Genomic DNA, 15,781 nt, shown 5'->3' with positions numbered 1-15,781 from the left:
CTCCATGCATTCCTCATCTTTCTTCAAGCTCCAATCCGCGCGGCAGCGCCAGCATAAGCTCTGAATATTGGGCATATTCAGGAGCAATACCATTTTCGCGGCGGTCCAGATCACCGATTATTAAAAACAAGGTTTCCCCCACCACATAACTGTTCATCAAATCCCGCTTCACGGCTTCCGGTTTGTCAGGCGACCAAAATCGGACTTGCCCCATCAGCTTCACTTCATTTGCGTCCGTTTCTTTTATGGCAATGGAGACCGTGGATTGCAGCACAATCTTTTTTACAGTTGCCGGAACCTCCAGATTATCCGATTCAATAAAAACCGTCCGCTGTGTCATATTAAAATTACGTTGCAGCTCACTAAACAAACCAGATGACATCAGTAAAGCCAGAAGAAGACTGGATACGCCAATTAGACCAACAAACAGAACACTTAACCAATCATACTGAATCACAGCTCTGTGTTTGCCAGACAGCGCCAAATAGAGCAGCAGCTCCAGTCCCAGCAAAATGAATACAATTGGCGCAACCCACAGCAGCAATTGGTACACATCCGATTCCTGCCATAACGATACGGCAAATGCCGTACCGATCATCATCAGCGTAATGCCCATCGACAAGGAGCCTACCCGCCATGTCCGCCGAGTTTGAGTCATTCCTCCGCCAGCCGCCTCCGCTCCTTGTGGAAACGGAGACATCATCCTGTCCACATTCATGAGGAGGCTCCTCCCCTCTTCTCCGAATCCGTATCAAGCCGCGGCGGCTTGCCAATAGCCAGAATGCTTTTGCTTCCAAAAGCCAGCCTCATGCCTAACAGGATCATAATAAAGGCGATAATAGCTGTTGGCAGCATATATTTATACATTTGATATTGCCTTGCGATAAACGGCCAGAAGTCTCCGATCACGTTCATGATGATCCGATCAAACAAGAAGTATACGCCCACCAGAAACAACGTGACCCCAATCCATCTCTGATATGGAACCAGCACCGGCAGATACGGCTCGTCAACAAGAGCGCCCCGCTCATACCTGCCTATCTGGCTTATGGCGTCGAATAGAGCAAAACACCAGAAGAGAGGCAGAAGAAAAAGGAAGAGCGACAACCTTAGCGTGTCCATAATATAAATGCCCAGCAGAAATATCGCCATTAATTGCAGCCCGCGCTTCTGCAGCCCAAGGTACAAATGACCCGCCCCCGGGAATATAGCCAAAGCTATAGTCAACACCTTGTTTTTAGTGCCGGAGGCAATATGGGATTCGATACCGTCAAACAGGGATTTGTCCTGCACAACCTGCCCCCGCTGCCTGGCGTCCAGCAAACTGACTGCATCAAACATTCCATATACCCATATGACGGGCAGCGCCAGCAGAAAGGTCAAAATAGCTCCGGAGTTCATAACAGCGCTCAAAAAGACGATAATCGCAAACAACCCGATGCTGGAGATCAAAAAAGTAATGCCTCTCTGCATCAAACCCATACCCATGTGTCCGAGTCCGGGAATGATGGATAAAAGAATTATGCGGGTTTTCTCTTGTTGATGTTGCGCGTCATAAGGGCCTCCAGAAGCGCTATTGGAATAGCTGTAGCCCCCGGCCCCATTATATTCATGAGCGCTGCCGTGCGGATACCCTGCACCGTAGCCGTAATCACCAGGTGTGCCTGAAGAATAATGCGGCGCGGAACGAGGGCCCTCTGTAGCCTTGCCAATCAGCAGCGTAAAGATCATATCGATCATATTGATAAAAGCTACAAAGCCGGATACAAGCAGCATGGCGAATGCCATGTCACCGCTAGAGTATCCGTTTACGATGGAGAAGAGCACAAACATGACGATTGGACCAAAGAAACCTCCCGCATATAGAATACAGCGAATATACCGGCCCAAATAAGCATGCCCCATGCCCGGGATAAAAGCTAACAAAAACGCGACTAACGGACTTTTTTTCAAATGAGCTCTTCCTTTCTCCAATCTTTATTTGAATCGGGTCTCTTGCAGACCATCCAGCCATGTTCCAGCGCGATTCATCATGCGCTCCGACCAGGTAGGCTCCAATTCCCGCGGCTCATCGGCTAAATATGGCATTTCCTCTTGCCGGCTTTCATCCAGCTTCATCAATTCCCCGGCAACTCCGCCCAGAATGCCGGAGGTCATGAGCAATAAGGTAATGGACGCCGCCACCGCATATTGGACAACCGGATTTCGAAGCAGAGAAAAGCGGGAACGAAGCTTTTGGGACGCCTTCGGAGAGGTGTGTGTAGACAAAAGCTCTTCCATATCTTCGCAAGCGGAATCACTCGCCGGAAGCAAGGATGCTGCAAGGGCTGCTCGGGATTGATGTTCCTCTGTCAGCTTACCCAGAACCTTTTCTTCCAGTTCCGCCATGTCGGGATATCCGCGAGGCGGCTCCAGTTCCAGCTCCGGAAAAGCCTCTTGATTATCCATAACGTCTATCCATACCTCCAGACAACGCTCGCAGTCCGCAAGCTTCTCCTCCGCCGCCATCCTCTCCCATGGCTCCATTCCGCCTCTGGCGTAATCAAGCAGCTGTTCCTTTGTCATATGGCTGCACAAGCTTTCTCTCATTCAAAATCCTCCTTCCGCCAATGCTTTTTCATCCAGTCCCTTGCCCTGTACAGACGAGACTCCACGCTTTTTTTCTCCAGCCCCGTATCCTCGGCAATTTGCTCATAGCTTTTATTGTCCATATAAAAGGCCAAGACGACCTCCCGGTATTTAGGAGGCAATGCATGAACACGCTCCACCAATAGTTGATGCTCCTCATGCAAGAGCGCGATCTCTTCAGCCGCGGGAGAAGGAGCAGCATCCAGCATCCCTTCGACCAATCCCGCGCATCCCTGCTCCATAATTGCCTGGCATTCTATCAATTGCTCCGGCTTCCTCGCCCGGCTTCTTTTGAAATCAATCGCCTTATTGACGGCAATTCGGGTAATCCACGCTTTCCATCCGTCCATTCGATAACCCGGGAGGGAACGATAGATTTGAAGCAGCACTTCCTGAGTCACATCCTCGGCATCATGCTGCGATTGCAGCACGGCGTAGACAGTCCTGTATATGTATGTGCTGTAGGCTTTTACGAACGGCCGAAAATGCTCCGGTCCATCTTCACGCACTGACCGAATCCATGCCTCGTCAAAAATGCGGTTCCCCTCCCTTCCACTTATATAGACGTCCGAAGACATACAAAACCCTGCATTTTCTCAAAAAAAGCTCAATCCAGAAATCAGCGGTTGACTTGGGCCGAGATGAAAAGCTAAGGGACAGAGGGTTCTTCCGCTTAGCTGTGTTTTCTGTAAAGTACTGATTATTAGGTTGAGCCAAAAAAGCACCAGTCTAGATCCCACCGTCATGTAATATTCATGTGAGTTATATTAATAATTATTTACTCATGTTATTTCTCTGCTATCACTCGCATATTAATATGAACTATGCTATTTAATTATTCATTCAATATAAAATAGCGATTATCTAAATTATTTATTAGAAATAACAATCTAGAAGGAGATATAACGAGTATTTCAACGATAAATTCATATGTATACGCTTTATCTTAGCTATTTCAACTATGTTAGTCATTTGTAATGTTATATAACACTTTGTACAATAGTTTTTAAGATTACAGCATTTCATTACACGGAGGGAGAGTTTATATGACACAAAGATTAGGGAAGCTTGCTGCAAAAAAAATGATGTTTTTTATTTTGGCATTATCACTGGCCGCCGCATCGGTAAGCACGATTGCCGTACGAGGACTGGTAAATGCCGCTGAGGGCGTAGAGCTGCCCTCATTTGACATCCCGGCGCTTTCCGCAGAACATCAGAGCTCTCCGCTGCCTAACGTCATTGTCGTTGCCACAGGCGGCACATTGGCAGGCGCCGCGAGAAACGGCGACAAAACCAACTTTCAAAGCTACTCCGCCGGCACGTACCCTATGGCCGATTTGATTGCACAGCTCCCGGTACACAAAAGCGCCGATGTTTCCTCCTATCAATTCGGCAATAAAGGCTCCGGAGGATATACCATCAAAGACCTCTATGATTTATCGCTGGCTGTAGACGCCGCGCTTGAAATTTACGATAGCGCAGTTGTTACAACCGGCACCGATACTATGGAGGAAATCGCATATTTCCTTGACTTGACGGTTCGCAGCGAAAAACCGGTGGTTGTAACCGGGGCGATGCGCCCATGGGATGTTATCGGCACGGATGGGCCCGCCAACTTATATCAAGCCATCAAGGTTGCAGGCAGCAACAAAACAAAATGGTTTGGCACGGTTGTGATGCTAAACGATGTTATCTATGCGGCGCGCGAGGTTACAAAAACCAACTCGCACCGGAATGATACGTTTGACGCACCGATGTTTGGCGCACTGGGTTACGTAGATGACCCTGCCGTCCGCATTTACCGGGCCCCGGCCAGAGCGTTGAAGGCAGGCAAAGCGGATTGGGCGTCTCCTTTTGATCTGAAAACCATTTCGAAGGACAGCTTGCCTATTGTCGAAATCGCTTATAACTACCAGGCAGCAGGCGGCGGCGCTATTCGCGGCTTTGTTGAAGACGGAGCCAAAGGCATCGTAACGGCGGGGACCGGCGCTGGCGGCATTTCTTCCGCAATGAGCACTGCACGGACAAACGCCATTCGCGATCAAGGCGTCGTATTCGTCTCCACTACTCGGACCGGCTCCGGCTCCATTTATGGCGGCAGCGGAAATACGATTGCAGGCGATAACCTGAACGCCCAGCACGCAAGAATGCTGCTGCTTCTGTCACTGGCTTTCACTAACGATGTTCCCACAATGCGGGGCTGGTTTTCCACTTTTGGCACACAGGACGTTGAAATCTCGGTTGATGAAAACACAGTCCTCTCCGCATCGGTAGAAGAGCCGGCAATCGAAGGGCCAGCCGAGCTGCCTTCACCGGAGCCAACTCCTGTCAGCGGAGAAATCGAGCCTTCTCCGTCGGCTGAGCCGACTGCATCACCGGAGACAAGCGGTCCGGCGGCAGCACCGGAAACGAGCGAGCCGACAGCAAGCGAGCCGGCAGCCGTGGAACCCGTAACCGCGCCATAATGCTAGAAGAGGGAGGTATGCCGCAATGACTATGCAATCAAAACAAACCATCTGGAGCCGGCGGCTTGCCCCGCTCCTGATCATGGCCATGCTGACTGCGCTTCTATCGGTTACAGCCATTCGGGTACAAGCCGAAACTGAAGCTATCGTCCTTCCCACCTTTGACATTCCGCCTCTGAGCGAAGCGCATATCAACTCGCCGCTTCCGAATGTCATTGTGGTAGCGACGGGCGGAACGCTGGCGGGAGCCGCAAGAAACGGCGATAAAACCAGCTTTCAAAGCTATTCTGCCGGAACTTATCCCATGGCGGACTTGATCGCTGAGCTGCCCGTTCACAAAACAGCCGATGTTGCCTCCTATCAATTCGGCAACAAAGGCTCCGGCGGCTATACGATGAAGGAGCTTTACGATTTGTCCCTGGCTGTCGACGCAGCGCTGGAAATTTACGATAGCGCCGTAGTCACCACGGGAACGGACACGATGGAGGAAATAGCCTACTTCCTGGATTTAACCGTCCGCAGCCCAAAACCGGTGGTCGTAACCGGAGCTATGCGCCCATGGGATGTCATTGGCACCGACGGACCCGCCAATCTGTACCAGGCCATCAAGGTGGCGGGCAGCAACAAAACGAAATGGTACGGAACCGTCGTTATGCTGAATGACGTCATTCATGCCGCAAGAGAGGTCACCAAATCCAATTCGCATCGTATGGACACATTTGAATCCCCTATGTTCGGGGCACTGGGATATGTGGATGACCCGGCGGTTCGCATGTACCGCCTTAACGCAAGAGCGCTTAAAGCCGGACAAGAAGGCTGGGCAACTCCCTTTGATTTGAGAAAAATATCCCGGGACCAGCTTCCGATCGTCGATATCGTTTACAACTATCAGGAAGCCGGAGGAGGAGCTATCCGCGCGCTGGTGCAGGATGGAGCCAAAGGCATCGTGACGGCGGGCACAGGCGCCGGAGGAATTTCCTCCAAGATGAGCGCGGCCCGCGCGGAAGCCATCAAACAAGGAGTAACCTTTGTTTCGACTACTCGCACAGGCTCCGGCTCCATCTATAGCGGAGGAAACGGCATCATTGCCGGCGACAACCTGAACCCGCAGCATGCGCGTATTATGCTGATGCTGTCTCTGGCATTTTCCAATGATTTCAATACGATGAAGGGCTGGTTTGAAACGGTTGGCACTCAGGACATTGCCGTGGAAGAAACAGAAGCTCCAACCTGGCCGCCTGGAAGCCTGCTTGAAGTCGAAGCCTCCTCATCCGCCAGCCTGACGCTGAAATGGCCGGCAGCTACCGACAACGTTCGGGTTGCGGAGTACGCTATTTATATGGCCGGTCAAGACGCGCCGCTGGCGAAGGTTCCGGCTAATGCTAACACTTATACCGTGAGCAGCTTATCTCCTTCCACCGCCTACACCTTTGTCGTCAAGGCTATCGACAGCAGCGGCCTGGAGAGCATCGGATTAACGGGAAGCTCCACAACGCTTGCTGCTCCGTCAGGCGGCGGAGGCGGGATAGTGACAAATCCATCCGAAAAAACGGAAGCCACTATTAATCCGGCAAATGGCGGAACCTTAAGCTACGGCAGCGAAATTACCGTTCAAGTTCCTCAAGGAGCGTTGGAAACCGCGATCCAGCTTATCATCGAGAAGCTGACCGGCAGCGGCGGTTGGAGCCAAGGCCCTGGAACGACTCTATCGCCCGTCTATGAGGTAACCAAAAATACGGAAGGCCATTTCCTTAAGCCGGTCACTCTTACACTGACTTTTAATTCTTCGCTCCTTGGCGATGGAGAAAAAGCATCGATCTTCTATTATGACGAAATTTCAAAGAAATGGATTGAAATGGGCGGGACCGTCAGCGGAAACCGCATTTCCGTAGAAACTGACCACTTCACCAAGTTTTCGGTCTTTGCTGTAACCGACAAGCAGGAGCCCGCTCCCTCATTCCATGATGTTACAGGACACTGGGCTGAAGCAAATATTGCGGCAGCTGTATCCGCCGGCTTTATTAACGGCTATGGCGACGGCACCTTCAGACCGGACAACAAGGTCACCCGCGCCGAATTTGCCGTCATGCTGACCGGAGCATTAAAAACCGAAGCAAGCACCGTCAAGTCAAGCTTTACCGACGAAGCTGCCATTCCGGACTGGGCAAAAGAAGCCATCGCGACTGCTACAGCGCAAGGCATTGTCAGCGGATATCCGGGCGGCGCCTTCCGGCCATCCGCAAGCGTTACTCGCTCGGAAATGGCCGTGATGATTGCCAAAGCGCTGAAGCTGCCGCTTGACTCAAGCGGAGCAAGCAGCTACTCGGACAAAGCATCCATCCCGGCTTGGGCACTAGGAGCTGTTGAGGCGCTGACCTCCGAGGGGCTGATGCAAGGACGTTCCGGCAACCGTTTTGCGCCAGATGCAACCTCCACCCGCGCTGAAGCCGCAACCCTTCTAATGCGCGTGCTGCAATACAAACCATAGCCGTCTTTGCCTCTTGGGAGGCAAATGTACAGACTGCTCTATGGCAGCGGCCAGTTCCGCAATGATTGGCAAAACGAAGCATAACAGAGCAATATCAAGCTTATAACCGCTGCCCGATTGTCGCAGTCATCGGTTGCACGCAGTCATCGGTTGCATGCAAAACAGCCTCCTTGCCGCATTTGGCAGGGGGGCTGTTTTTTACCATAAAAATTGGCAAGCTCACAGGCTGCACCGCTTGCATTCCCGGGTTAAACCCCCAGACCGGAGGACACTTAGCTCAGAAGCTGCTTCAGCTCGTCGGGCGAGCGGTCCCACCACTCCGCATTATGCTCCACCAACAGCTTGCGAAGAGCCGCTTTTTCCGTCTCCCCTATATTGTCTAGCATAAACCGGCGTTTAATGGCGTAATCCAACCGATTGACATGATCGGCAAGTATTTTCCATCCGCGCTTCGCCTCGGTATCCACCAGCATTTCGCAAGAGGTTGCACCCGCATAGAAAGCTCCTTCTTCATTGCGGTCAACAGCTACCCAAACGATCCAGCAAGGGCGTCCATTCGGCACATCCTCCTTGTTCGGGGAAAAACGAATGCCGCGCTCAACCTTGCTTTTGGCATGCATAATGCCGACATCAATGTAAGCGACGCCTTCATCAATCATGACGCAAGCCACGTCGCTCAGATCGATGGAGCCAGCCCCGAAGCCTCTATGTTTCTTGCCGCTCACCACATTGAGCGACAGCGACTTTTTTTCCTTCACTTCCGGCTTTGCCGGTTCATTGCTTTCATTTGTCACCGCAGTTCCCACCTTCCCGTACAATAATTCCATTTTAGCTAATAATCCTGGAAAAGCAAACATATACATGCTGTAGATGCTTGTCAACGGGAGGGAAACAGTAATGACTCCACGCTATATTAAACGCATATTATTCGGTTTACTCATCGGATCAGTCACCATCATCTCGGCGCAAAACAACTTTGGATTTGCCTGGAAATCCCAATATACATACGCGCTTGCTCCAGCCGCTCAAGCTCCGTCCGGAATAACGCCCGTCGTATCGGAGCCTTCCGCTCCGGGAGGCGCGCAAAAGCCCGATCAAGCTCCGCCCCCGCTTCCGGAAGCGTTAAGTAAACGGGTCGCCGAATATCACATTCAAGTCACTCTGCGCGAAGACGGCAAGCATCTGGACGGCACGCAAAACGTAACCTGGACCAATCCCGGCAAAAAACCGGTGTCCGAGCTGTATTTCCATCTGTATCCCAACGCCTTCCAGTCACCCAAAACAACTTTTATGACGGAGTCAGGCGGCAAGCTCAGAGGGGACAAGGCTACGCCCGCTGGACAAGGCCATATGGAGCTGCTGTCGCTGCAAACCGAGAGCGGCGCAAGCCTGCTGCCGCGCCTTCAGGCCATTCAGCCTGATGATGGCAATGTGCACGACTTTACGCTCGCAAGACTGCGCCTGATCGAGCCGGTGGCGCCGGGCGAATCCGTCACCTTGAAAATGGGTTTCGAGGTGAAGATGCCGCAGGTTTTTGCGCGGATGGGCTATTATGACGATTTTGTTATGGCTGGACAATGGTTTCCCAAGCTGGCTGTTTACGAAACGGCAGGAACACGAGGACGTGTGGCGGAAGGCTGGAATGTCCATCAATATCATGGCAACTCCGAGTTTTATAGCGATTTTGGCATTTACAGCGTTCGTATATCGGTACCGGAAGCCTATACTGTTGCCGCTACCGGTTTTCAAACCAAACCCGCAGCCGCAGCAGAAAACGGCTACAAATCCTTTCAATTCTACGCAGAGGATGTTCATGACTTTGCCTGGGCCGCTTCGCCGGATTTCATTTATAAGGAAGAAGCCTTTTCGGACAAGGGCGTTCCCGGCGTTCGCATCAAGCTGTATTTAGACCCTGCCCATGCGGACCTTAGCGACCGTTATATGCACGCCGCCAAGTCGGCGCTGGGCAGCTATGCCAAGTGGTATGGCGCTTACCCTTATAGCACCTTGTCCATCGTAGTGCCGCCCGCCGGCGCGGGAGGAGCCGGAGGCATGGAATACCCGACGCTTGTGACAGCCTTCTCAGCGGAAAAGACTTCGCCCGGCTACGAGCTGGAGCGTACGGTCGTGCATGAGATTGGCCACCAATACTGGTACGGTATGGTCGCCTCCAACGAATTCGAGGAGGCCTGGCTGGATGAAGGCTTCACCTCCTACGCGGAGGACAAGGTGATGGAGGAGGCGTATGGAGTCAGCCCCAACCTGCGCCTGGAGGCCAGCTATATGACCAGCCCCGCTCCTCTGAAGCTGGCGTCCTGGGAATATAGCAGCCATCGCGAATACGCGGAAAATGTCTACATGCGAGCCAAGCTTGTTTTGCTGGATATCGAAAATAAAGTTGGCGAACGCATGATGGCCAAAGTGATGCGGTCTTATTTTCAGAAATACAAATTCAAGCATCCAACAACCGGCGATTTCCAGCGTATCCTCGAAAATAGCACCAAAGCCAAGTGGAGCGATTATTTCAATCAATACATTTACGGCAGCCAAATGGCGGATTTCAGCGTTGAACTGGCAAACACCCGCTCCTTGAGCGGGCAGGAAAAAACGATGTACGAATCCAAGGTGCTGATCAAACGCAACGGCGGCGTCGCCGGACCGATTCCCATCCAGTTTAAATTTAGCGACGGCACATTAATCTCCAGGGAATGGGACGGCCTGGACACCCATGTTCAATATACCGAAACATCTCCTTACCCGCTGGAATGGGTTATGGTTGATCCTCAGCAGGCCAATGTGCTGGACAATAAGCTGATCAACAACTTTATGCTGGCCGAGCTGCCAAAGGAGACGCAGATCCGCTGGAGCCTGTCCGCTGCCAAGCTGGTTCAGGGTCTGCTGGGTCTTGTAGGCTGGTAATCCATGCCGAGTAACGAGCTTTCTGAACAAACAAGATAAGGAGAGGACCATCCATGAAAACATTTATGGCACAGGGCTGGCGGTTGTCCTTAAATCACTTCCATCTCGTATTGCTGCTTTTTTTGTACCAGCTGGTTTGGGGGCTGTTAATTTATCGGACAATGGATAACGTGGTCGCGCCCCTCCTCAAGCGGCTGCCCCCCGCTGAAATGGTCAATGCCTCATCCGGCGTTCTGGACAGTATAAAAAGCCAGTTTCTGGCGGAGGCGCAATTTCAATTGTTCAAAACGGATTTAGCCTATCCTTATCTCTGGATGCTGGGCGGCCTGCTCGCCGCCCGCATCCTTCTAAGCCCCTTGTTTAATGCAGGGCTGCTGTATTCCATGCACCAAAGGGGACAAGGCAGCGGAAAAAGCAGCTTTTTGACGGGGATTCGCAAAAAGTGGCTGCCCGTCTCGCTCCTTTATTGGCTGCAAACGATTCTTGCGCTCCTTCCCGCATGGTGGCTGCTCCCGCGAGGCTTGCAGACTGCCTTGCAAAGCGCTTCAGCTTCGGATGCGGCAGTCGCCCTGCTCCCCGGTGCCGCATTATGGCTGGTCTGGGGCGCGCTGTTATCGCTTTTGTTTTTGGCCATGCAGATTGGTACGGTTACCGAAGAAGGCATTTGGCCGTCGCTTTGGCATGCTTTGAAACGATTTTTGCCCTATGCCGGACTTACGCTGGCTATGTGGGGAATCGGCCTGCTGGCCAGCTTCACGGTGAGCAGCTTATCCTTCCTCTGGGCGGGCCTTGTCGCGCTTTTGGTCCATCAGGGCTATTATTTCGCAAAAACGCTGCTTAAGGTATGGACGATGGCTTCGCAGCTGAAATGTCTGCAATCCAGCTCCGACACCTGACGAGGGGTACACCTGGAAGCTGTAACGGATATATTCTTATAAAGGAAAAATGTTGTCTATTTGTTACTCTTCTGCTTCGCGGAGCGGCGACGACAGCCGCAAATAATCGCTTAGCATAGCCAGCCGCCACGGCACAATCATGCCAAAGGCAAGCAAATAAAATATCGCGCCGGTCTGCGGGATGGTCATGTAATTCTCAACGACGCCATGCAGCAGCAGCCGGATAAGAAGCAGCACGGCCAATATTGCAATAAACGCTTTGGAGCGCCTCACATAAATGTCCTCCTGCACTTTTTCAAGCCGGGTAGACACGACAAGCGGGAAGGAAAACATGAGCAGTCCCGTACCAAAGGCCGATAGAGCCCACAGCCATGGAATATGCGTGACGGGGAAGGCAAACATAATAAACCCGGTCGCCATCCCCAGCGGCGGCATCACGATTTTGCGCAGCGTGGCAGGCCGCCTGCCTGCACGAATACGCAGCGCAATCAGCATGAGTCCGCCAAAAAGCGGCATTGCGATCGAGCCGGCTTGTATAACAGGATCAGACCAGTTCAATGGCGCTCCTCCTTTCCGATTCAGCTTGATAGTACAGTCATACCGTCCCTGTTAATAGGAGCCTCGAATATAAGGATGGACCTGCTCCTTGTAGAAACTCCTTATCCGGTCAAGCTCCTCATCTGTAAAAGACGGGACATGAAGCGCCGCCAAATTGTCGCGGACCTGCTCCTTTGTTTTGAAGCCCGGAATCACGCAGCTTACGGCATCATGATCCAGCAGCCAGCGAAGCGAAGCGCGGGTCATGTTGTCGCGCCCTTCCTCAATCCAGCGCAGCTGCTCCGCGAGCTCCACGCCTTTGGCCAGGCCAAGTCCGCCAAACGTCTCGCCTACATTGAAGTGTTCGCCGTTTTCATTAAAGCGGCGGTGATCATCGGCCGGGAAGGTGGTGTTGAAGGTAAACTTGCCCGTCAGCAAACCGCTGGCCAGCGGCAAACGGACCAGAATACCCACTCCGCGTCCCTTGGCCTGCTCCAATAATTCGTCAGCCGGCTTTTGCCGGAATAAATTGAAAATAACCTGAAGCGCGCGTACGCCGGGATAGGCCATACAAGCCATTCCCTCCTCAACAGATTCCACGCTCACTCCATATTCCTTTATTTTACCCTCAGACTTCAACTTGTCCAGCACATGGAATACGCTTCCATCTTTAATGATGGAAAGCGGCGGACAATGAATCTGGTACAGATCAATTGCCTCTCGTTCCAGCCTCTGCAAGCTGGCTTCGCAATAGTCGGTAACGCGGCGTTCGGAATAGGTCTCCGGATCATGGATATCGCCCCCGCGGCAAAACTTCGTCGCAATGGCAATCCGGTCGGCTTTACCTTTGGTAGCTTTGGCCAACAGCCGTTCGCTATGACCATCGCCGTAAACATCCGCCGTATCGAAAAAATTAACTCCGGCGTCAATCGCCTCGTCCAATGCCCGAAGCGCCTCCCCGTCATCCCGGTTTCCCCAAGCTCCGCCAATGGCCCAAGTGCCAAAGCTCAGCTCGCTGACCTCAATCTTCGATGAGCCTAATCGTCTATAATTCATTTGATTTACCGCCTTTCATATAAGTGGTGAATCATTCCCATTTTAACCCTGCAAACGGCCGGAAGCAAATGCGCTTGCTCACATGTGAAGGAGCCAGATGGACTGTATGTCTTCATCCGTCTGCACGGCTCCAGCCCATGCCGCTTTTGCTGTTGACACAGTTGTCTAATTTCGTTAGACTGAGTTTAGTCTAATGACATACGACAGGAGAAATGCTTATGGAACCGTACAAACTAGGCGAGCTGGAGCAACGATTTGCCGATATCATCTGGGAACATGAGCCGGTCAGCTCGCGCACCCTCACCGAATTATGCGCCGAAGCCTTTGAGTGGAAGCGCACCACCACCTATACGATGCTCAAGCGTTTATGCGACCGCGGCATCTTTGCCAACAACGGCGGCACAGTCACGTCGCTGATGTCCAAAGCCGAGTTTGGCGCCGCGCAGGGCGAACAGCTTTTGAATGAAAGCTTCGGAGGCTCCTTGCCGAAATTTTTGGCGGCTTTTACCCGCAGAAAGAAGCTGAGCGCCAAAGAAATTAGTGAAATTAAAAAGCTGATTGACGAGCATAAGGAGGAATAACCGCCATGCTTGAAAAATTATTTTTGCAAACTCTCGATATGAGCTTTACTGCAAGCATGGTTATTCTGGTTGTGCTCGCCGCCCGCCTGCTTCTGAAAAGGGCGCCAAAAATATTTGCCTATGCACTGTGGAGCGTCGTGCTGGTCCGGCTCCTTTTTCCCGTTTCCTTGGAGAGCGTTGCCAGTCTGTTGCCGCTTAAGACAGCATCCGTTACGGGGAGTATTACCGGCATGGCTCTGCCGGCCGTCCCGACAGAAGCTGTTGCCGTGATTCCCGCGGCTCCTGCGGGTTTGGAGACCTCGCTTCCTCCTTCTGCGCCTTATGCCAGCGCGGACCCGCTGCAGTTATGGATTTTTACCGGCGGTCTTATCTGGGTAATCGGCTTTGCCGCATTGCTGCTTTATAGCCTCATCAGCCTACTTAAGCTGCGAAACTGCCTAAAGGATGCGGTTCACTGCAGTGAAAATATTTATACTTCCAACCGAATTCATACGGCGTTTGTTATGGGTGTTTTCCGTCCAGTCATTTATTTGCCGGCGCATCTTTCCGATAAAGAGAGAAGCTATATTTTACTGCATGAGCAAACCCATATCAGGCGCTTTGACCCTATCATTAAGCTAGTGGCGTTTCTGGCACTGTGCATCCACTGGTTTAATCCCCTTGTATGGCTAGCCTTTTTCTTAAGCGCAAAGGATATGGAAATGTCCTGCGACGAAGCGGTTATCAAACGTCTTGGGCATGATGTAAAAAAGGACTATTCCTCTTCGCTTTTAACGCTTGCGACGAGCAATCGAAGGATAGGCGGAGCGCCGCTTGCTTTTGGAGAAGGCGATACGAAGGACAGAATAAAAAATGTGTTGCGCTATAAAAAAACCGGGGGCTGGGCGCTAGCCCTTGCAACACTTGTGCTGATAACCCTCTGCTTCGGACTCCTGACCGATCCCGTTGGATCACGCGGAGCTGAGATGGCGCCTCGTCCATTGGATTTATCCGATATTGAACAAATGAACATTGGCGCAGAAATGCCGTGGCTGATGTATGGGGATGGGACGAGGGCTATTATGCAGGGTACATTCGGATTGCTGGTGTACGACATAGAGAACCGTAAAATACACAGTCGTATTTCATCTGACGAGCTGAAGGAGCAAAACATAGGAATCCCTTTTCTTCACGCGGCAGCTTCGGACAACGGAAACGCAGTATATTTGGGGAGCGATGCGGCCACAGGAGCTGTATCAGACTTTACACATGTATTGGATGTAAAATCGTCGCGTATCGGCACCTTTTCAGGAGAGCCAAAGCCGTTATTTAAGGGTGAATCTCTGTCTGATACCGGGAAGTATGCTGAATACAGCACCAAATACTCTGATTTCCAGACAAAGCTGATTGGCGATGCCATCGTTGAACATGGGGACTCGTTCTTCTACTTGCGTGCAGACAGCGACTGGAGCATAAAAAGCCTGGAGCTTGTACGCCGTTCCCATTCGGACAACACGGAGGATGTCTATCGGATTTTTGATCAAGCGAGATAACAAATATGTCTATAGAAAACGAATGGGACTGCCCGAAAGGCCCGTTACGATGAATCATTATTCAGCAAAACCCTTCCCCTCCGGTCCTCTCTGCTGAATAATGATTACTTCCGATTGACTTTTCGGACAGCCCCGTTTTTAGTTAATCGCAAACGTTTGCTATCCTTTGCAGGCTGGCAAGAGTATCCTCATAACTACGGTAAGCTCCTGCCGCCTTAACGAGATTCCATTTATTTCCACGCTTCAGGTAATGCACCGTAACGGCGCTAGGGAACAGGCCGACATATTCATCCTCTATCTGGAACCCTAATAGATTTATGCCTAGTTGTCCCGCAAGCCCCCTGGCACCCTCCAAGGTATATAGATGACCAAACTTCGATGCGCCGGCCTCCGTACCTGACCAAATGTCCACGCTATCGAATAAGTAAGCAGCGCTGTCGCAACAAAAAGTGATGTTCACTGAATATCCCTCGTAATTGAAGCTGAACACTTTCGCGCCGCCATCTTCCCATACCTCGTCGGCCGCCACATTTGCCTGTTCCAGCGTAATAGACATACCTTCGGGGAAACATCGCGGCAATGTTCCCTTTTGCACATACTCCTCAAAAGAAATAGCCCTTAAAGCTTGCTTAACCTGAGGACTCTCCACAGTTCATCCACCGCCTTTCCGCTTGCTCGG

The 15,781-nt window shown here is 51.7% G+C and carries 14 protein-coding genes; 6 read left to right on the top strand and 8 right to left on the bottom strand.

The annotated features are described in order from the left end of the window. Positions 1-13 precede the first annotated feature (13 nt). The 4 genes from A7K91_RS04855 to A7K91_RS04840 are packed head-to-tail and all read right to left on the bottom strand — an operon-like array spanning position 14 to position 3,206. The gene (locus A7K91_RS04855; protein WP_068680225.1) at positions 14-718 is read right to left on the bottom strand and encodes a hypothetical protein; all 705 of its coding nucleotides are present in this window, start codon (positions 716-718) and stop codon (positions 14-16) included. After that, positions 715-1,953 carry a hypothetical protein gene (locus tag A7K91_RS04850; protein ID WP_068680223.1) on the bottom strand — a complete coding sequence of 413 codons (1,239 nt, stop codon included), beginning with the start codon at positions 1,951-1,953 and terminating at the stop codon, positions 715-717. Before A7K91_RS04850 ends, A7K91_RS04855 begins: the two co-directional genes overlap by 4 nt. A 24-nt stretch (positions 1,954-1,977) precedes the next feature. Next, positions 1,978-2,589, bottom strand: coding sequence for a hypothetical protein (locus A7K91_RS04845; RefSeq protein ID WP_068680221.1), 612 nt, complete (start codon positions 2,587-2,589; stop codon positions 1,978-1,980). Continuing rightward, a complete protein-coding gene (locus A7K91_RS04840) occupies positions 2,586-3,206 on the bottom strand; it encodes an RNA polymerase sigma factor (RefSeq protein WP_082967235.1) in 621 nt (206 codons plus the stop codon). The genes A7K91_RS04845 and A7K91_RS04840 overlap by 4 nt, the downstream gene beginning before the upstream one ends. Before the next feature lie 468 nt (positions 3,207-3,674). Here A7K91_RS04840 and A7K91_RS04835 point away from each other — a divergent pair, with 468 nt between their 5' ends. Next, on the top strand, positions 3,675-5,093 hold the full coding sequence (locus A7K91_RS04835; protein WP_068680219.1) for an asparaginase domain-containing protein: 1,419 nt from the start codon (positions 3,675-3,677) through the stop codon (positions 5,091-5,093). Between the two features lie 25 nt (positions 5,094-5,118). After that, positions 5,119-7,581: an asparaginase domain-containing protein gene (locus A7K91_RS04830; protein WP_068680217.1), complete on the top strand. Its 2,463-nt coding sequence runs from the start codon at positions 5,119-5,121 to the stop codon at positions 7,579-7,581. 272 nt (positions 7,582-7,853) lie between these two features. On the opposite strand, the gene A7K91_RS04825 is transcribed toward A7K91_RS04830, so the two are convergent. After that, positions 7,854-8,408, bottom strand: coding sequence for a YwhD family protein (locus A7K91_RS04825; RefSeq protein ID WP_082967246.1), 555 nt, complete (start codon positions 8,406-8,408; stop codon positions 7,854-7,856). Between the two features lie 70 nt (positions 8,409-8,478). Between A7K91_RS04825 and A7K91_RS04820 the strand changes: the two genes are divergently transcribed. Both A7K91_RS04820 and A7K91_RS04815 read left to right on the top strand, forming a co-directional pair. Next, positions 8,479-10,500, top strand: coding sequence for a M1 family metallopeptidase (locus A7K91_RS04820; RefSeq protein WP_068680215.1), 2,022 nt, complete (start codon positions 8,479-8,481; stop codon positions 10,498-10,500). Between the two features lie 53 nt (positions 10,501-10,553). Beyond that, positions 10,554-11,396, top strand: a complete 843-nt coding sequence (locus tag A7K91_RS04815) for a hypothetical protein (RefSeq protein ID WP_068680213.1) — start codon at positions 10,554-10,556, stop codon at positions 11,394-11,396. A 63-nt stretch (positions 11,397-11,459) separates the two neighbouring features. Here the strand turns inward: A7K91_RS04815 and A7K91_RS04810 are convergent, their stop codons facing one another. Together A7K91_RS04810 and A7K91_RS04805 are read right to left on the bottom strand one after the other, a co-directional pair. Beyond that, positions 11,460-11,954 carry a CcdC family protein gene (locus A7K91_RS04810; RefSeq protein WP_245697244.1) on the bottom strand — a complete coding sequence of 165 codons (495 nt, stop codon included), beginning with the start codon at positions 11,952-11,954 and terminating at the stop codon, positions 11,460-11,462. 51 nt (positions 11,955-12,005) lie between these two features. Next, complete coding sequence (locus A7K91_RS04805; protein WP_068680211.1) at positions 12,006-12,989, bottom strand: aldo/keto reductase; 984 nt, start codon at positions 12,987-12,989, stop codon at positions 12,006-12,008. Between the two features lie 218 nt (positions 12,990-13,207). Here A7K91_RS04805 and A7K91_RS04800 point away from each other — a divergent pair, with 218 nt between their 5' ends. Together A7K91_RS04800 and A7K91_RS04795 are read left to right on the top strand one after the other, a co-directional pair. Next, positions 13,208-13,570, top strand: coding sequence for a BlaI/MecI/CopY family transcriptional regulator (locus A7K91_RS04800; RefSeq protein WP_068680209.1), 363 nt, complete (start codon positions 13,208-13,210; stop codon positions 13,568-13,570). A 5-nt stretch (positions 13,571-13,575) separates the two neighbouring features. Next, positions 13,576-15,102 carry a M56 family metallopeptidase gene (locus A7K91_RS04795; RefSeq protein WP_068680206.1) on the top strand — a complete coding sequence of 509 codons (1,527 nt, stop codon included), beginning with the start codon at positions 13,576-13,578 and terminating at the stop codon, positions 15,100-15,102. 142 nt (positions 15,103-15,244) lie between these two features. Here the strand turns inward: A7K91_RS04795 and A7K91_RS04790 are convergent, their stop codons facing one another. Continuing rightward, complete coding sequence (locus tag A7K91_RS04790; RefSeq protein ID WP_068680204.1) at positions 15,245-15,751, bottom strand: hypothetical protein; 507 nt, start codon at positions 15,749-15,751, stop codon at positions 15,245-15,247. Between the last annotated feature and the right edge of the window lie 30 nt (positions 15,752-15,781).

Source organism: Paenibacillus oryzae, assembly GCF_001675045.1.
In the GTDB taxonomy this organism is placed as follows: domain Bacteria; phylum Bacillota; class Bacilli; order Paenibacillales; family Paenibacillaceae; genus Pristimantibacillus; species Pristimantibacillus oryzae.
Note: the sequence above shows the minus strand (reverse complement) of the source record. Positions and strands in the feature narration are given on the sequence as shown.